18 protein-coding genes and 5 pseudogenes are annotated in these 18,850 nt (G+C 70.5%); 11 read left to right on the top strand and 12 right to left on the bottom strand.

The features are described 5' to 3' along the window. Positions 1–2 precede the first annotated feature (2 nt). Together QQY24_RS31050 and QQY24_RS31045 are read right to left on the bottom strand one after the other, a co-directional pair. Positions 3–1,235, bottom strand: a complete 1,233-nt coding sequence (locus QQY24_RS31050) for a glycerate kinase (RefSeq protein ID WP_301975981.1) — start codon at positions 1,233–1,235, stop codon at positions 3–5. Beyond that, a complete protein-coding gene (locus tag QQY24_RS31045; RefSeq protein WP_301975980.1) occupies positions 1,232–2,011 on the bottom strand; it encodes an SDR family NAD(P)-dependent oxidoreductase in 780 nt (259 codons plus the stop codon). Before QQY24_RS31045 ends, QQY24_RS31050 begins: the two co-directional genes overlap by 4 nt. Before the next feature lie 169 nt (positions 2,012–2,180). Here QQY24_RS31045 and QQY24_RS31040 point away from each other — a divergent pair, with 169 nt between their 5' ends. The 8 genes and pseudogenes from QQY24_RS31040 to QQY24_RS31005 all read left to right on the top strand — a co-directional run bounded on the left by QQY24_RS31040 (position 2,181) and on the right by QQY24_RS31005 (position 8,744). Next, a complete protein-coding gene (locus tag QQY24_RS31040) occupies positions 2,181–3,338 on the top strand; it encodes a dihydrodipicolinate synthase family protein (RefSeq protein ID WP_301975979.1) in 1,158 nt (385 codons plus the stop codon). Positions 3,339–3,343: 5 nt separating this feature from the next. Then, positions 3,344–4,201 (top strand): sugar phosphate isomerase/epimerase, encoded by an 858-nt coding sequence (locus QQY24_RS31035; protein ID WP_301975978.1) that lies wholly within the window; start codon positions 3,344–3,346, stop codon positions 4,199–4,201. A 45-nt stretch (positions 4,202–4,246) separates the two neighbouring features. Continuing rightward, positions 4,247–5,890 (top strand): acyl CoA:acetate/3-ketoacid CoA transferase, encoded by a 1,644-nt coding sequence (locus QQY24_RS31030; RefSeq protein ID WP_301975977.1) that lies wholly within the window; start codon positions 4,247–4,249, stop codon positions 5,888–5,890. Next, positions 5,890–6,693 carry an enoyl-CoA hydratase/isomerase family protein gene (locus QQY24_RS31025; RefSeq protein ID WP_301975976.1) on the top strand — a complete coding sequence of 268 codons (804 nt, stop codon included), beginning with the start codon at positions 5,890–5,892 and terminating at the stop codon, positions 6,691–6,693. Before QQY24_RS31030 ends, QQY24_RS31025 begins: the two co-directional genes overlap by 1 nt. A 297-nt stretch (positions 6,694–6,990) precedes the next feature. Continuing rightward, positions 6,991–7,443 (top strand): annotated as a pseudogene (locus tag QQY24_RS31020) (transposase); the annotation flags it as partial. A 287-nt stretch (positions 7,444–7,730) separates the two neighbouring features. Continuing rightward, positions 7,731–7,862: pseudogene (locus tag QQY24_RS31015) on the top strand (transposase); the annotation flags it as partial. Beyond that, positions 7,862–8,482 carry a hypothetical protein gene (locus QQY24_RS31010; RefSeq protein ID WP_301976436.1) on the top strand — a complete coding sequence of 207 codons (621 nt, stop codon included), beginning with the start codon at positions 7,862–7,864 and terminating at the stop codon, positions 8,480–8,482. The pseudogene QQY24_RS31015 and the gene QQY24_RS31010, both read left to right, overlap by 1 nt. A gap of 109 nt (positions 8,483–8,591) precedes the next feature. Continuing rightward, positions 8,592–8,744, top strand: coding sequence for a hypothetical protein (locus QQY24_RS31005; protein ID WP_301975975.1), 153 nt, complete (start codon positions 8,592–8,594; stop codon positions 8,742–8,744). A gap of 314 nt (positions 8,745–9,058) precedes the next feature. On the opposite strand, the gene QQY24_RS31000 is transcribed toward QQY24_RS31005, so the two are convergent. Continuing rightward, positions 9,059–9,475 (bottom strand): (2Fe-2S) ferredoxin domain-containing protein, encoded by a 417-nt coding sequence (locus QQY24_RS31000; RefSeq protein WP_301975974.1) that lies wholly within the window; start codon positions 9,473–9,475, stop codon positions 9,059–9,061. Further along, on the bottom strand, positions 9,472–11,445 hold the full coding sequence (locus QQY24_RS30995) for a heavy metal translocating P-type ATPase (protein ID WP_301975973.1): 1,974 nt from the start codon (positions 11,443–11,445) through the stop codon (positions 9,472–9,474). Before QQY24_RS30995 ends, QQY24_RS31000 begins: the two co-directional genes overlap by 4 nt. Positions 11,446–11,537: 92 nt before the next feature. On the opposite strand from QQY24_RS30995, the gene QQY24_RS30990 reads away from it, so the two are divergent. Further along, positions 11,538–11,936 (top strand): metalloregulator ArsR/SmtB family transcription factor, encoded by a 399-nt coding sequence (locus QQY24_RS30990; protein WP_301975972.1) that lies wholly within the window; start codon positions 11,538–11,540, stop codon positions 11,934–11,936. Positions 11,937–12,131: 195 nt separating this feature from the next. On the opposite strand, the pseudogene QQY24_RS30985 reads toward QQY24_RS30990, so the two are convergent. The 3 genes and pseudogenes from QQY24_RS30985 to QQY24_RS30975 form a co-directional block, all read right to left on the bottom strand. Beyond that, positions 12,132–12,293: pseudogene (locus QQY24_RS30985) on the bottom strand (transcriptional regulator); the annotation flags it as partial. A 1-nt stretch (position 12,294) separates the two neighbouring features. After that, positions 12,295–12,822 (bottom strand): annotated as a pseudogene (locus QQY24_RS30980) (transposase); the annotation flags it as partial. A gap of 241 nt (positions 12,823–13,063) precedes the next feature. Then, positions 13,064–14,338 (bottom strand): MFS transporter, encoded by a 1,275-nt coding sequence (locus QQY24_RS30975; protein ID WP_301975971.1) that lies wholly within the window; start codon positions 14,336–14,338, stop codon positions 13,064–13,066. 197 nt (positions 14,339–14,535) lie between these two features. Between QQY24_RS30975 and QQY24_RS30970 the strand changes: the two genes are divergently transcribed. Next, the gene (locus QQY24_RS30970; RefSeq protein ID WP_301975970.1) at positions 14,536–14,730 is read left to right on the top strand and encodes a hypothetical protein; all 195 of its coding nucleotides are present in this window, start codon (positions 14,536–14,538) and stop codon (positions 14,728–14,730) included. A gap of 125 nt (positions 14,731–14,855) precedes the next feature. On the opposite strand, the gene QQY24_RS30965 is transcribed toward QQY24_RS30970, so the two are convergent. From QQY24_RS30965 to QQY24_RS30950, 4 genes are read right to left on the bottom strand one after another with little or no spacing between them, the layout of a single operon-like run. Continuing rightward, positions 14,856–15,413, bottom strand: a complete 558-nt coding sequence (locus QQY24_RS30965) for a zinc-binding dehydrogenase (protein WP_301975969.1) — start codon at positions 15,411–15,413, stop codon at positions 14,856–14,858. 3 nt (positions 15,414–15,416) lie between these two features. Beyond that, positions 15,417–15,578 carry a hypothetical protein gene (locus QQY24_RS30960; RefSeq protein ID WP_301975968.1) on the bottom strand — a complete coding sequence of 54 codons (162 nt, stop codon included), beginning with the start codon at positions 15,576–15,578 and terminating at the stop codon, positions 15,417–15,419. A 50-nt stretch (positions 15,579–15,628) separates the two neighbouring features. Further along, positions 15,629–15,841, bottom strand: coding sequence for a hypothetical protein (locus QQY24_RS30955; protein ID WP_301975967.1), 213 nt, complete (start codon positions 15,839–15,841; stop codon positions 15,629–15,631). 28 nt (positions 15,842–15,869) lie between these two features. Then, positions 15,870–16,466 carry an alcohol dehydrogenase catalytic domain-containing protein gene (locus QQY24_RS30950; protein WP_301975966.1) on the bottom strand — a complete coding sequence of 199 codons (597 nt, stop codon included), beginning with the start codon at positions 16,464–16,466 and terminating at the stop codon, positions 15,870–15,872. Between the two features lie 232 nt (positions 16,467–16,698). Here QQY24_RS30950 and QQY24_RS30945 point away from each other — a divergent pair. Further along, positions 16,699–17,547: pseudogene (locus tag QQY24_RS30945) on the top strand (helix-turn-helix transcriptional regulator); the annotation flags it as partial. A gap of 514 nt (positions 17,548–18,061) precedes the next feature. Here the strand turns inward: QQY24_RS30945 and QQY24_RS30940 are convergent. Then, entirely contained in the window at positions 18,062–18,499 is a 438-nt protein-coding gene (locus QQY24_RS30940) for a GNAT family N-acetyltransferase (RefSeq protein WP_301975965.1), read from the bottom strand. Positions 18,500–18,850: the final 351 nt, after the last annotated feature.

Below are 18,850 nucleotides of genomic sequence, written 5' to 3'. Positions count from 1 at the left end.
CGTCATTGATCTCTCTGTGCGTGGGTCGTTCGAACGGCGAGCGCGGGGGGTTCAGCAGGCGTGTCGGATGCCGGCTGCGGGGTGTTCGCGGCTTTGCGGCCGGTGCTGGTGCGGCGGGCGGCGTCGGTGCCGGCCCGGCGGAGCCACCGTGTGGGGTCGTCCATGGCGGCGCGGCCGGAGCCGGCCAGCCGGCTGAGGTCGACGCCGAGACCGGGTGGGGCTGCGTCGAGGCGTCCCGCGACGACCACACTGGCCACACCGTGCCGGTCGGCGCGTTCCAGCAAAGCCCCGACCAGCTTGCCGGTGGCGGAGGTGCGGTCGTAGCAGCCCTCGCCGGTGACGACGACGTCGCAGGTGGGCAATATGGTGGCCAGGCCGGTGAGATCGGCGATGCGGGTGGCGCCGTCGACGATGCAGCCGCCCCATGCGGCGAGCCCGAAGCCGCTTCCTCCGGCGGCGCCGCTGCCGGGTTGGCGGGGATCGGCGTGCAGGACGGTGCCGAGGACACGGGCGTAGTGGGTCAGGGCGGCGTCGAGCTCGGCGACCTGTGCGGGTGTGGCGCCCTTTTGCGGTCCGAAGACGTGCGCGGCCCCGGACGGCCCGGTGAGCACGGCACGGGTGTCGACGAGTAGTTCGACGCCGTCGGGCGGGGGTGGTACGAGATCGCGGACGTCGACCCGGTGCAGCTGGGCCAGCGCGGTACCGCCGGCGGGCACCGGCTGTCCGTGCCGGTCGAGCAGCCGGGCACCCAGTCCGGTGAGGGCTCCGGCACCGCCGTCGGTGGAGGCGGAGCCGCCCAGCGTGATGCACACCGCTCTTGCGCCGGCTTCGATCGCGGCCCGGACGACGTCGCCCAGTCCCCGGGTCGTCGCCCCGGTGGGGTCGGAGGAGCGCAGCAGGGGAAGCCCGCACATCTGGGCGAGTTCGACGACCGCGGTGCCGTCGGGCAGCTGAAGCCAGCGGCCGGCGACAGGCGCACCGTCCGGACCCGGGACAGGCCCTGCGTCGTACCAGACAGCGCCGGGCACTGCGGCGCTGATTGCCTCGGCGGTGCCTTCGCCGCCGTCGGCCTGGGGCAGGACAATCAGCTCGTCGTCGCCCCGTTCGCGGCGCCATCCTTCGGCGAGTGCGGCCGCGACCTCGGTTGCGTCCGCGCTGCCCTTGAAGGAGTCGGGCGCGATGAGCACACGCAGCGCGCCGCTGCGGCTGTGTGCCGGTGCGGGCGGGGCACTCATGTGATCGAGTAGCCGCCGTCGACGGGGAGCACGGTCCCGGTCATGTAGCGCGCGGCGTCGGAGGCGAGGAAGGCGACGACGTCGGCGATGTCGCCGCCGTCGGCGAGGCGGCCCAGCGGAACACGGGTCAGGACGCGTTCGCGGAAGTCGGGCTGGTCGAGGACCGCGGCGGTCATGGCCGTGGTCACATAGCCCGGTGCGACGGCGTTGACCCGGATGCCCGAAGGCCCGAGTTCCACGGCGAGGCCCTTGGTGAGCTGCAGCAAAGCGGCCTTGGTCGCGCCGTAGGGCACGATGCCGGGGACCGCCCGGTCGGCCGAGAGCGACACGATGTTCACGATCGAGCCGCCGATGGCAGCCAGGGGCTTGGCCGCGGCCTGGACGAGCCGGTAGGCGGCGGTCAGGTTGATCGACACCAGCCGGTCCCAGTCCTCGGCACTGATGTCGACCGCGGCCGTGCGGACCTGGATGCCGGCGGCGTTGACCAGTATGTCGAGCGATCCCGTCCGCTCGGTCACCTGGTCGACGAGCCGACCGGGCATCTCCGGGTCGGTCAGGTCGCCGACGACGGCGAATCCGCCGACCTCGCAGGCCAGTGCCTCGGCCTGCTCGTCGGTGTCGGCGACGGCCACCGTCACTCCCTGACGGGCCAGGGCGCGCACGATGGCCGAGCCGATGCCGCCCGAGCCGCCGGTCACCACCGCAGTGCGGCCGGCCAGGCCTCCGCTGCCGGGCGAGTCCGCCGTGCGGCGCGTGACATCGGGGTTGGAAGTCATGGATTCACACCTTCCGTGGCGCGTTTACAGGGACGAAATCAGCAGGCCCCACGCGGGTCAAGTAACCGGATACTCGCGTATGAGCGTCCAGATGTCGACCCCTTGTAGAGGTTGCCGGGACCGTATACCGTCACTGAGGTCGGTACAAGTAACCGGTTACTGGAGATTTATGTCGATCATCTTTTTGCCCTCCGCTGACGGGAGCATCGGACGGCACATCCTCGGTGAGCCCGAGGCACTGCCGACGCATGCCGATCCCTCGACCAGTCGGCTGGCCTACGCCGCCGCCCACATCGTCGCCGACCCGCTGCGGGCCGACGCGACGGGCGGCCCCGACCAGATCGACTGGGACGCCACGCTGCACCTACGACACCGGCTGTGGGACCTGGGCCTGGGGGTCGCCGAGGCGATGGACACCGCCCAGCGGGGGATGGGCCTGGACTGGCCCGCGGCGCGCGAGTTGGCCCGCCGCACCGTCGCCGAGGCTCGCACCCGCGGTGCGAAGGTCGTCGTCGGCATCGCCACCGACCAGCTCCCGGCCGAGGCGGACGACCTGTCCACGGTCCGCGACGCCTACCTGGAGCAGCTCAGCGAGATCGAGGGTCTCGGCGGAGAAGTAGTCCTCATGGCCAGCCGGAACCTGGTCCGTGCCGCCTCAGGACCCGAGGACTACGTCTCCGTCTACGACGCGGTGCTCAAGCACGCGACGCGCCCCGTTGTCCTGCACTGGCTGGGGGAGATGTTCGACCCCGCACTCGCCGGCTACTGGGGTCACAGCGACCCCCTCAAAGCGATGGACGTGGTCACCGACCTGATCACCGCGCACGCCGGAACGGTCCGCGGTATCAAGATGTCGCTGCTGGACGCGGACCTGGAGGGCGAGCTGCGCCGCCGCCTGCCCGCCGGCGTGCACCTGTTCACCGGAGACGACTACCACTACACCGACCTGATCGCTGGTGACGGCCACCACCACAGCGACGCCCTGCTCGGCGCGTTCGCCGTCGTGGGACGACATGCCGCCGCAGCCCTGGCCCGCCTCGACGCCGGCGACGAACCCGGTTTCCGTGAGATTCTCGCGCCCACCGAGCCTCTGTCGCAGTTGGTCTTCGCCGCCCCGACCCGCTTCTACAAGATCGGTGTCGCCTGGCTGTCCTATCTCAACGGAGCACAGGACCACTTCCGGATGATCGGCGGCTTCGAGACCGGCCGCAGCCTCGGTCACCTCGGCGACCTGGTCCGTGCCGCGGACGCGACCGGCTACTTCACCGACCCCGACTTCACCGCCCGCCGCGCCGCCGCGTACTTCTCCGCCCACGGAATCGGCTGATCACAATGGACCTGACCCACTGCAGCCTCAACTCGATCACCGTGCGCTCCGCGTCCCTGCCCGAGCTGGTCGCACTCGCCGCCGCACACGGCTTCGGAGGCATCGGGCTGTGGCGCGACAGCTACACCGGCATCGGCGCCGCCCAAGCCGCCCGCCACGCCAGGACCGCGGACCTCCGGGTGACCAGCGTATGCCGCGGCGGTATGTTCCCCCAGCCGACCGCCGAGCAACGCGCCCGGACTCACGACGACAACCTGCGCGCCATTGACGAGGCCCACACCCTTGGCGCCGACTGCCTGGTCCTGGTCTGCGGCCCCGCCCACGACCGTGACCAGGCCGGGGCCCGCGCGCAGATCGCCGACGGCATCGCCGCGCTGCTCGACCATGCCGGCGGCGCCGGCGTACGTCTGGCCATCGAGCCCATGCACCCGATGATGGCCGCCGACCGATCCGCGATCACCTCGCTCGGCGAGGCCGTCGACCTCGTCGAACGCTTCGCCTCCCCCTGGGTCGGCCTGACCGTGGACACCTACCACGTCTGGTGGGACATCGCGCTGCCCGACCTGCTCAAGCGGGCCGCGGACTCTCTGTACTCGGTGCAGCTCGCCGACTGGGTGCTACCCATCCAGGGCCAGCTCTCCAGCCGCGGCATGCCCGGCGACGGCCACATCGACATGCCCGGGTTCGTCGAGCTCACCCGGTCGGTCGGCTACGGCGGCATGATCGAGGTGGAGGTGCTCAGCGACCGCTGGTGGGCCACTCCCCCGGCCGACGTCGCCCAGGCCGCCGCCGAGGCGCTGCGGCAGATCCCTGAACGGGCCGGTCAGCAGCCTGACCCAGAGACGCCGGCCGAAAGCTGCTAGGGCAGGAAACCTGCACGAACCCGATAGCTACTGACGGAGTACCCCATGCGCACCCCCCCTGTCCTCACCGGCCGCCAAGCGGCTGACCTGATCGCCGACGGCGACGTCGTCACCGTCAACTCCTCCTCCGGGCTGAACTGCCCCGACACCGTCCTGGCCGGCATCGGCGAGCGGTTCGCCGAGACCGCCACCCCCCGGGACCTGACCACGCTGCACCCCATCGCGGCCGGCGACATGTCGGGGATCAAGGGGATCGACCACATCGCCCGCCCGGGTCTGCTCCGTCGCGTCGTGGCCGGCTCCTACCCCTCCGGTCCTTCCCGGGCCGAGCCCCCGCGGATCTGGCAGATGATCGACAACGGCGAGGTCGAGGCCTACAACTTCCCCTCGGGCGTCGTCTACCAGATGCACCGCGCCGCTGCGGCCAAACAGCCCGGCGTCTTCACCAAGGTCGGCATGGGCTCGTTCATCGACCCCGACATCGCCGGCGGCCGGATGAACGACAGCACCCCCGCCGGCTATGTGCGCCGCACCGAACTCGACGGTGAGGAATGGCTGTACTTCGAGGCCATCACCCCCGATGTCGCCATCATCCGGGCCACCACCGCCGACGAGCATGGCAACCTCACCTTCGAGGACGAGGCCTCCCCGCTCGGGGCCCTGGACCTGGCCTACGCCGCCCACAACAACGGCGGCATCGTCATCGCGCAGGTCAAGCGGCTCACCGTTGGTGGCAGTCTGAACCCCCAGGCCGTGCGCGTGCCCGGCATCCTCGTCGACGCCCTCGTCCTCGCCCCCGACCAGCTCCAGACCACGCAAACCCGGTACGACCCGGCCGTCTCCGGCCAGCTGCGCCGCCCTCTGTCTGAGCTCGAACCCATCCCGTTCTCCCTGGAGAAGGTCATCGCCCGTCGCGCGGCCCACGAACTTCACTCCGGTGAGATCGTCAACCTCGGCTTCGGCGTCTCCGCACTGGTGCCGCACATCTTGGTCGAGGAGGGACTGGCGGGCTCGGTCAGCTGGGTGATCGAGCAGGGCGCTGTCGGCGGTGTGCCCCTGCTGGACTTCGTCTTCGGAGTCGCGCAGAACCCGGACGCCATCATGCCGAGCATCGACCAGTTCACCCTGCTGCAGGGCGGCGGTTTCCACCGCACGATGCTCTCCTTCCTCGAAATCGACGAGCAGGGCTCCGTCAACGTCCACCACCTGGCCGCCCGCCGGCACGTCACCGCGGGCGTCGGCGGTTTCGCCGACATCGTCTCGGCAGCCCCCGAGATCGTGTTCGTCGGATCCTTCACCGCCGGTCGCCGCGACATCGCCCTCACCGACTCCGGACTGCAGATCCGCGAGGACGGCCCCCACACCAAGTTCGTCAAGAAGGTCTCCTCCCCGACCTTCTCCGGGCAGCGGGCACTGGCCAACGGCCAGAAGGTCACCTACGTCACCGAGCGCGCCGTTCTGCGGCTGCGGCCCGAAGGCCTGACCGTCACCGAACTCGCCCCGGGTGTCGACCTCGAGCACGACGTCCTGGCCCGCTCGGAGTTCCCGCTGCACGTCAGCGACGACCTCACCACCATGGACTCCACTCTGTTCGCCCACAGCCCGCTCGGGCTGACCCTGCTCCCTGTCGCCCCCCACACCCGGATCGCGGCCCTCACCGCCGACCCGCACTCGCAGAAGGCCTCCTGATGATCAGCGCGGCCCCCACCGGCGCCCCCGGCGCCGTCACCGTCAGCCACAGCCATGACGGCCTGGTCACCACCGTGCTGATCGACCGGCCCGCGAAACTCAACGCACTGACCCTGCAGATGCTCGCCGATCTGGAAGAGCACCTCGACACCGTCGCCGCCTCCAAGGCCCGAGTGGTGCTCGTGCGGACCAGCGGTTCGAAGGCGTTCTGCGTCGGCGCCGACATCGCCGCCTTCTCCCAGCTCTCCCCCGCCGACATGTGGCGGCGCTGGATCAGCATCGGGCACCGCGTCTTCAACCGTCTCGCCCGCTTGCCCCAGCCCACCATCGCCGTCGTCGACGGCCTCGCGGCCGGCGGCGGCCTCGAACTCGCCCTCGCCTGCGACCTGCGCATCGCCGACACCAAGGCCCGATTCAGCCTGCCCGAGGTCGGCCTGGGCACGATCCCCGGGTGGGGCGGCACCGAACGACTCACCGCGCTGGTCGGAGCCTCACGGGCCAAGGAACTCATCCTCACCCGCCGCCAGATCGACGCGGCCACCGCGGGTACCTGGGGGCTGGTGAACACCGTCGCCGACGACCAGAAGCTGAACGACCAGATCGACCAGTACGTCACCGACCTGCTCGGCAGCGCGCCGATCGCCCAGCAGGTGGCCAAGCAACTGGTCGACGCCACCGCCCAAGGCGCACCGTCAGCCATCCTCGAAAGCATCGCCAGCGGATTCACCGCCCACACCGAGGACTTCTCCACCGGGGTCAGCTCCTTCCTGGGCAAGACGACGCCGCAGTTCCACGGGCACTGACCGAACACTGTCGTGCGCTGAAGCCGCACGGGGCGCTGCCGTCGGTCCCAAGCCGCACGGGCTACACAGCGCGCCGTCCTCCCCGCTCAGCTTTGGCGGCCACGCCAGTACGCCGGACCGGTCTTGCCTCCTCACCAGCGGGTGCGCCTGGCGGCACCTGGTCGCGTCCTGGCAGGTGGTGTACGGGCTCCCGCCTGATCCGGGCGTTCGGTCCGGCGTCGGAGTGAGTGCCCGGATATGGGAACGGCCACCGTCTGACCTTTCAAGACCACCAAGTCTTTGAAGGAGATCAGCACGATGACCGCATCCGACAGTCTGCCCCTGCACGCCCTCGCCGAGGAGAACCTCGCCGCGGCGAGTCCCGATCTGCTGCGCGCGATGGTCAAGACGTTCGCTGACGCCCTCATGTCCGCCGAGGCCGACGCTCTCTGCAACGCCGAATACGGGCGGGTCAGCGGCGAGCGCGCCAACCATCGCAACGGCTACCGCCCGCGCGAGCGGGACACCCGGGCGGGCACGGTCGAGCTGGCCATTCCCAAGCTCCGGTCCGGCAGCTGCTTCCCGCACTGGCTCCTCGAGCGTCGCCGCCGCGCCGAGCAGGCCCTCGTCAGCGTGGTCGCCACCGCCTACCTGCTCGGGGTCTCCACCCGCCGAGTGGAGAAGCCCGCTGAGTCCCCCGGCGTCACCCAGTTGTCGAAGTCACAGGTCAGCGCGCTGGCCAAGCACCTGGACGAGCAGATCGCCGCCTTCAGTACCGGCCTGGACTGCACCCGCACCCGCACCCACAGGAAGACAACCGCCGATTCTGCACCCTCAGTTGACGTTCATATAGGATTTTCGGTATGCGAGTTTTGTCAACATCTTGCTTTGGATGTCTTCGTCAGGTAGGAACTATTCGCACTCCGCAGGGCTGAGCACTCGACCGTCCGTCTCGTGCGGCTTCCTACCCGAAAACCCGTCTGATTTGAAAACACCATGGAATCGCCCGAGTTCCAGCGGAACTCGCCCCTTCGTCGCATTCATGATCACGCTGCGCCGTGAGCGAGCGCAAGCCGTACCCCAGCGACCTGTCCGACACCCGATGGGCCCTGATCGAGCCGACGTTGACGGCCTGGAGAAAGGCCCGTCGCGAACGTCGGCCGACGGGACAGCCGGCCAAAGTCGAACTGTGCGCCGGATCGTCCTCGCGGTGCAGTACGGCCACGCGGCCACCGCCATGTCGGAGTCGTACGCCGGCCGTTCCAAGGCCGACATGCTTGAGGTCCTGGACCAGGACAAGGGTCTGGCCCTGGCCGAGACGCTCACCGAGGCCGGCGAGCGCATCGCCGCCGGCCAGACGGTCAGCGGACCGGCCGCCGACCGCCACCGCGCCGCGGCCGCGGAGTTCTCCGACCGATACGCCGGGACCCACCTCGGCAAACGCGAGCTGCGCACGCTGGTCGACAGCCCGCGCCTCCAGGTCTACGAAGACCCGAAATTTTTCCTGACCTGCAATCACGACGCGTTCACCACGCTGTGCGACCCGGACCGCGACCGGGCGCGCGACGGCGGCCGAAGCGCCCCGGACCACTCCCGTTGCCAGTCGGCGTGCGCGAACATCAGCCGTATCGACAGCCAGATCACCGCCCTACGGGCCGAGGTCACCCGGATCGACGCCGCCGCCGAGGCCGGCCTCGACCCCTACCCCATCGCGGCCCGCGCACAGCAGCGCCGGGCCCACCTCACCGAGATCATCCGCCGTCACGACGCACAGCAGCCGGACGCAGCAGACCCCGAGGAACCGCGATGAGCACGCCCGACGGCCCCGGCCCCGACCGGTCGGCGAGGCTGCCCTGGCCCAGTTCGTCGGCACGGCCCTCGCCAGCGCCCACGACGCGGACTCCAGGGACGCCGCGGAGGTGCGATCCATCACCGACGCCATGGTGCGCCTGCTCATCGGCGCCCCGCTGCACTCCGACGGCAAACTGACCGTCGTCTCACTGGCCGCAGAAGCCGGCCTGCGGCGCAACAAGCTCACCCCCAAGCACACCGGGCTCAAGGGCCTCTTCTAACGCCCTCGTCAAAGCCCGCGCGCCCCTCCCGGAGTCGGAGTCCGGGACCGCGCGGCCAAGCAGCAGCAGGACCTGGCCCGAGTCCGCGCCGAACGGGACGACCTGCGCACTCAACTTCAGTTCATGGCCCGGATCGTCCAAGTCCTGGAGGTCGAGAACCACCAGCTGAAGGAGGCCAACGCGAGCCTGCGCGGGTAGTTGGCCGCCCATTCGGCAGTCCCCGACCTCACCCGGCGGCGTCGAACCTGACCCCGCGCGGCGAGGAGCGGGGCTCCCACGCCGGACGCCCCGCTCCTCGTGCCCGGCGACACGTCCTACTCGTCGAGCTCGGCGCGTACCCGGCGCGAGGGGCTGAAGGCGTAGAGGTCGAGGATGCCGGGCGGCTCGGCGATGCCGGGGCCGCCGCTTTCGACCCAGGCGGCGATGTCGGCGGTGGCGTCGCGGTCGTTGACCAGGCCGAGCCAGACGGGCCGGCCGCCGGCCCGGCGCCCGGTGGCGGAGGGCTGGACGACAACGACGTTGGCGCGCTCGCAGGCGTCGAGGCAGTCGGTGACCCGAACGGTCGCGGTGCCGTCCAAGGCCCCTCTCAGGTCACGGAGTTGGGCGGCATGGTCGAGGCCGGGGACCTTCGGTGTGCCGCAGCAGCAGCCGCGGCACACCGTGACCGTGGGCCGGGCCGCTCCCGCCCCGGCGCCCGGTGCGGAAGCGGCGCGGCGGGAGCGTTTGCTCATGCGGCACCTCGTCGGACGGGGTTCTTCCAGGCGGTTTCGCGCAGCAGGCGCAGGCCGTTGAGGCCGACGATGACGGTGGAGCCCTCGTGTCCGGCGACGCCGAGCGGCAGCGGGAGGGTGGCGAGGAGGTCCCAGGCCACCAGGGCGGTGATGAAGACGCCGGCGATGACGAGGTTCTGGACGACGAGGCGGCGTGCGCTGCGGGAGAGGGCGACGACGGTGGGGATGGTGGCGAGTTCGTCACGGACCACGACGGCGTCGGCGGTCTCCAGGGCGAGGTCGGAGCCCGCCTTGCCCATGGCGATGCCGGTGTGCGCGGCGGCCAGCGCAGGGGCGTCGTTGACGCCGTCGCCGACCACCAGCACTTTGCGGCCCTGGCCCTCCCGCTCCTGCACGGCGGCGACCTTGTCCTGCGGGAGCACTCCGGCGCGGACGTCGGTGATGCCGACCTGGGCGGCCAGGTGGCGGGCCGCGCGTTCGTTGTCGCCGGTCAGCAGGACCGGGGTGCGGCCGGTCAGCTCGGTCAGGGCCGTCACGGTGGCGGCGGCGTCCGGCCGCAGCCGGTCGGCGATGCCGATCACCCCGACCGGGCTGCCGTCGCGCAGGACGAGGACCGCGGTCTGCCCGGTCTCCTCCAGCTCCGCCACGGCCGCGGACGCGGGACCGGTGGTGGCCGGAAGGCGGGTGGGCGACCCGACCTGGACGGTACGGCCCTCGACGCTGGCGCTCACGCCCTGCCCGGGGGCGGAGGTGAAGTTGAGCGCCTCGGGAAGCGACAGGCGGCGTTCGCGGACGGCGTCGACGACAGCTCGGGCGAGCGGGTGCTCGCTGGGGAGCTCGGCCGCGGCCGCCAGCGCGAGCAGACCGTCCTCGTCCAGGCCAGAAGCGGGCAGGGGCCGGATCTCGGTGACGCGGGGCGTGCCCTCGGTCAGGGTGCCGGTCTTGTCCAGGGCGACCGCGTCGACCTGGCCCAGGCGCTCCATCACGACTGCGGACTTGGCCAGGACACCGTGGCGGCCGGCGTTGGCGATGGCGGAGAGCAGCGGCGGCATCGTGGACAGCACGACCGCGCACGGAGAGGCCACGATCATGAACGTCATCGCGCGCAGCAGGGCGGGCTGGAGCGCGGAGCCGAAGGCGAGCGGGACCGCGAAGACGGCGAGGGTCGCGATGACCATGCAGATCGAGTACCGCTGCTCGATCTTCTCGATGAACAGCTGGGTGGGGGCCTTGGTCTCGGATGCTTCCCCGACCATCTTCACGATCCGGGCGATCACCGAGTCGGCCGGATCCCGCTCGACGCGCACGCGCAGGGCGCCGGTGCCGTTCACGGTGCCGGCGAACACCTCGTCCCCGGTCCGCTTGGCCACGGGCAGGGGCTCGCCGGTGATGGTGGCCTGGTCGACGTCGCTCGCCCCGTCCAGTACCTGACCATCGGCGCCGACCCGCTCGCCGGGCCGCACCAGGATGATGTCCCCGACCGTCAGGTCCTCGGCGGCGACCGTCTTCTCGCCGCCTCCGGGCAGCAGCCGGGCCGCCGTCGTCGGCGCGAGATCGAGTAGCCCCCGCACGGAGTCCGCCGTACGGGCGGTCGCCACCGCCTCCAGGGCCCCGGAGGTCGCGAAGATGACGATCAGCAGCGCCCCGTCCAGGACCTGCCCGACGGCCGCGGCGCCGAGCGCGGCCACCACCATCAGCAGATCCACGTCCAAGGTCTTGGCCTGCAGGGCCTTCAGGCCCTCCCAACCGGGCTCCCAGCCGCCTGTGATGTAGGTGGCGGCGAACAGCGGACCCCACGCCCACGCCGGGGCGCCGAGCAGGTTGAGCGGGAGGGCGACCAGGAACAGGACCAGCGCGGCCAGCGCCCACCGGGCCTCCGGCAGCGCCAGCACTCGGGTACGCCGCCGTGGCGGAGCCGGCCGCGGACCGGCCGCAGCCGGCGCGGGCCGCTGATCCAGGACAGAAGACATGACAGAACAACCCTTCACGGGCGACGGGGATACACACTCACCATACAGGAACGCCTGAACAGGTCTTCAGGTGTAATGGGTATGATGACCGCATGGGCCACGGAACCGACACCGCCAGCAGCGTCACCACCCGAGAGCGCCTCGACGCCGTCGGCGCCGCCGACGTCGCCGCCACCCTCCAGGCCCTCGCGACGCCCTCGCGGCTCTACATCCTGGCCCGACTCCAGGAAGGCGCCTGTTCGGTGAGCGACCTCGCGGAGGCCGTCGGCATGGAAGCCTCCGCCTGCTCCCACCAGCTCCGTCTGCTGCGCAACCTCGGACTGGTCACCGGCGAGCGGCACGGGCGCTCAATCGTCTACGCCCTCTATGACAACCACGTCGCCGAACTCCTCGACCAGGCCCTCTATCACGTCGAACACCTGCGCCTCGGCGTCCGCGACGTCCTAGCCGGCCCGCCCGAGCCCGCCACGACGGACCGACACCCCGCCTGACGCCGCGCACTCGCGGCCGAGCCCGCACCGAGCGGCGGCATCAGGCGCCGCCGGTCACGAGCCGCTGAACCTCACAGCCCGAGCGCCGCACCCTCGATCAGGAGCGCCCGGCTGCGGCTAACGGCGGCAGTCAAATGCCCTCCGCGTCCGCGCTCTTCGGGTAGCGCTCGAACGCCCGCATCCCCCGCGGCGATCTCAGTCGTGAGGTGGCAGGTGGCCGAGCTGGTGGTCAGCGACGCTCATCGTCTCCTCCACCAAGCGGCGCAGATGACCGTGGCGCAGGTCACAGATGACGCGGCGGCCGTCTTTGCGGGTGGTGACCAGGCCAGCCAGGCGCAGCCGGGCCAGGTGCTGACTGTTCGGGGATGCCGCACGGGGCGCGGCGGGTCACCTTGGCCGGATCGGCCTTCGGCGAAGCGGGGTCCCAGCTCTCGGGCGGGAGCAGGCGCCAGTCGACGGCCGCCGACGCCGCGTCGGAGGCCAGGTGCAGCGACACCCCGGCCTGGCAGTTGGTGACCTTGCCCGCGGTGCCGGTGCACTGCCTGGCCACGCACGCCGAGGCGTCCCCGTCCCTGAGGAAGCCGGTGTCGTCCACGATCAGCGCGGTCGGTTTGATCACCTGCTGCATCCGCCAGGCCGGACGGGCACGCACGTGCGCCGCCTCCCACGGACCGGTCGTGATGAAGTGGGCCAGGGCCTGCCGGTTGCCGTCCTCTCCCCGTCGGGCGGCCATCGGTTCCACCGACTTGCGCCGCCCGTCCGGCAGCAGGCCCCGCAGATACACCTGGCCCCACCGGCGCTGATCCGCCCGCGCGAACGGCTCGAACATCTCCGCCGCGAAGTCCTCCAGATCACTCCGGACCGCGGCCAACTCCCCACCCAGCACATCCGGTCAACGACACACCCCATCAAACGGACACGCCACCACCGAACGCACCTGACCAAGCACCACTAGTTTCCGTCGATTCGGGCCGGGTGGTGCTGCGCTCCAGGTGCGGCACCGGGATGCTGCCGGTGTTTCCTGAGATTGGGACCGGGCCGCGCAATTGCCGGACGCGACCGCGCTGGACGGCGTTATGTGACCTGCACGGGTGTCTCAAGCGCACGGTTCCTCAGGCGGGCAGGAATCAGCGGGCGACTTCTTCGCCGGTCTGATCGCTTGTAGCTACGGATTCCTGAAGCGGGGAGGTAGAGCGTCGAAGTGCCCGGACTTGGGGAGACGCCAAGGCTGCAAGAGTGGCAAGTACGACCACAATTGCGCAGCCGGCCAGAGCTGTGCCCGAACCGACAGCTTGAGCAACGGGACCAGCGGCGAGTAGGCCAAGCGGGGCGAAGGCCAGGGATCCGAACAAGTCGTAGGAACTGACGCGAGAAAGTACCTGTTCTGGAACTTCGCGTTGCAAAGTGCTGGCCCACAGCACGTTGAAGACGTCGCTGGCCACACCAGCGCAGAAGGTGGCGGCGGCGATCAGCCAGACCGGTGCCGAGATACTCAGGAAGACCATGGGCAGCGCTGCCGGGAACGTGGCTAGAACCGCAAGCAGGATCGGTCGGGTGACCCGGACCCGCGCAGCCAGTCCGGCTCCGGCAATGGCTCCCAGAGCTTGGGCGGCCACGATGATCGACCACGACCTGGCCCCACCCAGATGCTGTTGGGCTTCCAACGGGCCGAGAACTCCGAGGGTCGCGCTGAAAACGGCGACTACGGCCGTGCACTGGGCGACCACCACCCACAGCCACTGCCGCGAGGTGAACTCCTGCCAGCCGGCACGCAGGTCTGTCCACACGGAGGACGCCTCTACCGGTCTGGCGGGCAACCGCAGCCGTCCCGTCAGCACCGCACTGACCACGAAAGAGATCGCATTCAGTGCCAATGCCCAACCCGCACCGACCCAGGCGACGACCACGCCCGACAGCGCTAGCCCGAGAAAGAGGCACGCGTTCGTGCTCATCCGCAGGAGACCGTTGGCCTGCTGCAATCGGTCCGCGGGGACCACGAGCGGCACGACACCATCCATGGCCGGTGCGAAAAGTGCGGTCGCCAGGCCCGCCACTACCGCCAGCGCGCACATCAGAGCCAAGGGTGCATACCTGGCCAGGGTCATTGCCGCCAAGCCCGCATAGGCGAATGCCCCGACACCGTCGGCAATGGCCATGAGGCGAGACCGTGACATCCTGTCAGCGATCACACCCCCGAGCAGGATGAACACCAATTGGGGCAGCGATTGGCAGGCGAGTACCAACGACAGCTTCCCGGGGCTGGCGCCGGGAAGGGCCAGCACGGAGAAGGCCAAGGCCACCCGAGCGAACCCATTGCCCAGAACCGAGATGGTCCGAGCTGAAGCGAGCAGAACAAACCGCTGGTCGAGCCATAGCGCTGACCTTCCCGACGTGATCGCCATGAACATGAACTCTAGGACGCCGCGCGGATCACACGATCTCAACCAGCCACCTGCGACAGGCAACTGAGCGACCAGCACTGGAAGTGCTAAGCAGGTACTCACCAGCGCCGCCGACCGGACCACCACGGCCCGACACCCGCCCAGGACCGTGCTCCACCACACCCCGACGCACCAGCAAACAGGCGCAACTTAACAACGTGACAACGCCCCGCATCCAGGACCTGGACCTCTCGGCCGACGTCCGCGACCGCACCGCGGTGCTGTCCGTCGAGGCCCTCGTGGAGGTCACGACCGCCGGCTCGCGGGGAACCTGGCGGATGCGCTCCACCATCGACTTCGACCAACAGCCCGGCGGCTGGTCCATCACCGGCTCACACTCGCAGCCGACCTAACCGGGCGCCGCTCCGGCGACCCCACTGGACACCGTGCAGAAGGCGCGCACGGCACCGTAGTCACGTGCCGCGTTCTGGTTCCACACCGGTTGCAGCCTGTCGAGTCCGTGGCTTGGACGGCGCTCTCAGGGGACGGTGAGGATGATCTTTCCGTGTGCCTGATGGGAGCGGAGCCGTTGGGCGCCCTGGGCGGCGGTATCAAAAGACAGGACCGCGTCGATCAGTGGCCGTACCCGGCCGCCGGCGACGGCGACCAGCGGATCCTCGCCGGCCGCTGCGATGACCGCGCCGAGTTCCGCGGGCCGGGTGAAGCCGAAGGAGACTTCGGCAACGTGCAGGTGACGGTAGGACAGGGCGTCGAGGTCGATGGTGGATCGGGCCTTGTCGAGGCGGCCAATGTTGATCACCGTCCCGTCGGTGCGGGCAGCGGCAAGGCAGGCGGTGAAGGTCTCGCCGCCTACATGGTCAAGGACGACATCGACACCGTCACCGCCGGTGGCGTCCATTACCGCCCGGGCGAGGTCCTGCTCGCCGGTGATCACGACGGTGTTGGCACCGACCCCTGTGAGCAGGTCACGCTTGGCGGCGTTGCGAGTGGTGGCAACGACCTGCCTGGCACCCGTTGTCTTGGCGATCTGGACGCCGATCAAGCCGATGCTGGAAGCTCCCCCGGTGATCAGCACCGACTATCCCGCCTGGAATCGGGCGGTCATGAGGGCGCCGTGTTCGGTAAGCAGCCCTGTGGGCAGCGCGCATGCCACGTCGTAGCCGAGCTTTCCGGGGATGGGCAGGACGTGACGGTGGTCGGCCAGGACGTACTGGGCGAAGCTGCCTGGCGTCGTGCCCATCGCCCGGTCCCCGGCCACGGGGTGTCCACTCCGTCGCCGACGGTGGTGACCTAGCCGGCGAACTCGTAGCCTGCCTGATACTCCTTGCCGGTACCGCCGGAGGTGGGATCAGCGGCGGCGAGCATGGCGGTGTCGGCATTGTTCAGGGCGACCGCGCGGGCGCGCACCACGATCTGCCCGGGGCCCGGTCGGGGCAGGGGGATCTGGCGGGTGGTCCAGTCGGGTCCGGTGCCGCCGAACAGGGCGATCATTGTCTCGGCCATGTGCGAGTCCCCCTTCGGGGGTGCGGGGTCAGTGGGCGCGGGCGCGCGGGGCGTCGTACTGCTCTTCGGTGATGTGCTCCAGCCAGGCGGTCTCCGGCCGGTCGTCGTCGGGGGCGGTGGCATCCCACAGGGCGAGGTGCTGCATGAAACGGTCCTCGGTGGCGCCGTGCCAGTGCTCCTCGCCCGGCGGGCAGGTCACCGTCTCACCCGGGTGGGCCTCGTAGACGGTGCCGTCGCGGGTGCCGATCAGGGCGATGCCGATGGCCTCTGCCTGGGCGCCCCCGACGCCGCCGGCGCCGTACCAGCCGCCGCGCGGGCAGGCGGTGTGGAAGCCGTCCCGGCAGATCGCGCAGGTGTTGTCGGCGAACGCGAACGGGGAGACGACGAAGTCACCGCGCTTGAGACCGCGGACCCCGGAGCCGGTCTCCTCGACAATGCCGAGGAACTCGTGGCCCATCGGGACGCCCTCGCCGGTGGTGTCCATCGAGTGGTAGGGGTGCAGGTCGGAGCCGCAGACGCAGGCCAGGGTGATCCGGACGATCGCGTCCGTGGGCTCGACGATCCGCGGGTCGGGAACGTTCTCGACGCGGACATCACCGGGGCCGTACATGAAGGTGGCACGCATGGAAGATCTCGCCTTTCGTAACTGTCGGTAGCTCTGCACTCAGGGGCGTCAGCGCGGTTCGAGGCGCAGGGGGAAACGCGGGCCCGGTCGCTCAGGACGTGCTCGACGATGCTCGTGTAGTGCCCGTACTTCTCCCGGTAGGCAGCGTCCGCCCCCGGGTACCCGTCGGGGCCGGCCTGGAGGACCCCTCTCGCTGCGCATGTCCCACCGAAGGTGGAGAGAAACTGGCGCTATGGCCCCCGAGCAGCACAACAGCGACGACGAGCTGGCGCGCTTCCTGCGCGCCCGCCGTACCCAGACCAGCCCCCAGTCGGCCGGGCTCACCCCCGGTCCCGGCGTGCGCCGCGCCCCCGGTCTGCGCCGCGAGGAGCTGGCCACGCTCGCCGGGGTCAGCATCGATTACTACACCCGCCTGGAGCGCGGCAAGGAAACCCGCCCCAGCCCCGCCGTGATCGATGCGCTCGCCCGCGCCCTGCAGCTCGACGACGCCGAGCACCAGCACCTGCGCGACCTCGCCGTCCGCGCTGCCCGATACGCACCCCAGACCACCTCCGCTCCCAGCCGCACCGTGCGCCCGCACCTGAAACCGCTGCTGGAAACCGTGCGCCCGAACCCGGCCTACGTCGTCAGCCGCAGCATGGACGTCCTCGCGCACAACCCCGGCGGTCTCGCCCTGTACGCGGGCATCGAGGAATGGCCCGCCACCCAGCGCAACCTCGGCCGCTACCTTTTCCTCCACCCCGCCGCCCGCGAGGTCCTCCCCGACTGGGACAACCAGATCCGCCACTGCGTCGCCCGCCTGCGCGCCCTTGCCGGCACCGACCCCGACGCCCCCGACCTCACCCAGCTCGTCGGCGAGCTGCTCCTGAAGAGCCCCGACTTCGCCAAGCTCTGGGACCGCTACGACGTCACCGGCCGCAAGATCGCCACCAAGACCTTCCAGCATCCCCAGGTCGGCAAGATCACCCTCGCCTTCCAGGGCATGACCCTCGAAGGCGCCCCCGGTCACCGTCTTGGCGTCTACACCGCCGAACCCGGCACACCCGACCACGACGCCATGCTCCTGCTCGACATGACCGCCCACACACACCGCCGAGCCGGCACCGTCCCAGCAGAAGCGGTAACCCGCAGGACACGCCCCTTGGTCAAGGCTTCGTCGGGGCAGCCTCGCCGGCGTAGCACTGTTCGAGAAAACCGCCTCGTGTCGGCCGGGCTCCGGCTCCTGGTCGTCGTGCTCGGGGTCGGCCGCCTCGCGCGCGAGCAGCTGCTCGGGTATCGCCGCCTGCTGGTGACGGGCGACGTCGTACGCCCGGCCGCGTGTGGCGACGGTGGAGCGCGGCTTCTCGCGGACCGCAGCGCCGGTGAGGACGGCCCGTTCGTACTGCAACGGCACGCGGGGTATCTCCCACTCCCCCGGCCCCAGGCCCGGAGGCCGGGGTGCGGCGGGTACGCTCGGGTCGGCCCCTGGCTGCCCGGTCGCGCGCCTGGCTGCAGATGGTCCGCGAGGCCCCGCCCTCCGTCCTCGCGGACGCCCTGGGCATCAGCGTCGCCACGGCGATGCGCTACGCGGAACGAGCCGGCACCGACTATCTGGCCTACGCGTCGATCGCGAAGCGGTAGACCGTGGACTGCCTGACCTGGAAGCCGAGACGCTCATACAGCCGGTTCGCCGCCGCACGATCCGGTCGGGAGGTGAGATCAACCGTCCGGGCACCGGCTTCCCGGGCGAGCCGCAGGGCCGCCTGGGTGAGAAGGCCCGCGACTCCCTGGCCTCGCGCCGCGCTGTCAACGACCACGTCTTCGACGCGGGCCCGCAAGCCGGACGGCAAGGGCAACAGCACCAGCGTCAGGGTGCCGATGATCGCGTCAGGCGTTCGTGCGACGAGCACTGTGTTGGCATCACAGGTCACCATCCGGTCGAGCGCTTCGTAGTCGAGGGGCTTGGCGGTCGAAGACAACTGCGGAAGCAACCTGCTGAAGGCGTCGACGAGCTCTTGACTCGCCGCCCGGGTGATCTCCACACGGATGTCCATGCCAGGAGCCTATCCGTCGACCGACACCGCACAGTCAGTCCAGCAGGACGGGTCGCTGCCGACCACTCACCCCCGACGAATAGCCGTCCTCACCACCACCCGATCCAGCTGGGGCCGACCAGGTCGGTGCGCCGTTCCCGCTTGAGGCATGCGCGGCATAAGGGGATGCAAGTGGCGAAACACCTAAAGGGCATGCACAGTGGATCAGGCGTAGCGGGAACAGTCGCTCGATGAAGAGCGTCTGCCGCGCACCGGCCGGGCTCGACGTGCTGGGCTCGGTTCAGGGCACCAGGAGCCGTCCCCTTTTTCCGCGACAGGCAGCTCCCACCGCGTTGGCTGAGCGACAGCCCG

It is taken from the genome of Streptomyces sp. TG1A-8 (genome assembly GCF_030499535.1).
GTDB lineage: Bacteria > Actinomycetota > Actinomycetes > Streptomycetales > Streptomycetaceae > Streptomyces.
Note: the sequence above shows the minus strand (reverse complement) of the source record. Positions and strands in the feature narration are given on the sequence as shown.

Bases quoted from the DNA above. Each gene is read 5' to 3' on its own strand.
- QQY24_RS31050 (WP_301975981.1), bottom strand. From the start codon at position 1,235: ATGAGTGCCCCGCCCGCACCGGCACACAGCCGCAGCGGCGCGCTGCGT.
- QQY24_RS31045 (WP_301975980.1), bottom strand. From the start codon at position 2,011: ATGACTTCCAACCCCGATGTCACGCGCCGCACGGCGGACTCGCCCGGC.
- QQY24_RS31040 (WP_301975979.1), top strand. From the start codon at position 2,181: ATGTCGATCATCTTTTTGCCCTCCGCTGACGGGAGCATCGGACGGCAC.
- QQY24_RS31035 (WP_301975978.1), top strand. From the start codon at position 3,344: ATGGACCTGACCCACTGCAGCCTCAACTCGATCACCGTGCGCTCCGCG.
- QQY24_RS31030 (WP_301975977.1), top strand. From the start codon at position 4,247: ATGCGCACCCCCCCTGTCCTCACCGGCCGCCAAGCGGCTGACCTGATC.
- QQY24_RS31025 (WP_301975976.1), top strand. From the start codon at position 5,890: ATGATCAGCGCGGCCCCCACCGGCGCCCCCGGCGCCGTCACCGTCAGC.
- QQY24_RS31000 (WP_301975974.1), bottom strand. From the start codon at position 9,475: ATGAGCAAACGCTCCCGCCGCGCCGCTTCCGCACCGGGCGCCGGGGCG.
- QQY24_RS30995 (WP_301975973.1), bottom strand. From the start codon at position 11,445: ATGTCTTCTGTCCTGGATCAGCGGCCCGCGCCGGCTGCGGCCGGTCCG.
- QQY24_RS30990 (WP_301975972.1), top strand. From the start codon at position 11,538: ATGGGCCACGGAACCGACACCGCCAGCAGCGTCACCACCCGAGAGCGC.
- QQY24_RS30975 (WP_301975971.1), bottom strand. From the start codon at position 14,338: ATGGCGATCACGTCGGGAAGGTCAGCGCTATGGCTCGACCAGCGGTTT.
- QQY24_RS30960 (WP_301975968.1), bottom strand. From the start codon at position 15,578: ATGGGCACGACGCCAGGCAGCTTCGCCCAGTACGTCCTGGCCGACCAC.
- QQY24_RS30955 (WP_301975967.1), bottom strand. From the start codon at position 15,841: ATGGCCGAGACAATGATCGCCCTGTTCGGCGGCACCGGACCCGACTGG.
- QQY24_RS30950 (WP_301975966.1), bottom strand. From the start codon at position 16,466: ATGCGTGCCACCTTCATGTACGGCCCCGGTGATGTCCGCGTCGAGAAC.
- QQY24_RS30940 (WP_301975965.1), bottom strand. From the start codon at position 18,499: ATGGACATCCGTGTGGAGATCACCCGGGCGGCGAGTCAAGAGCTCGTC.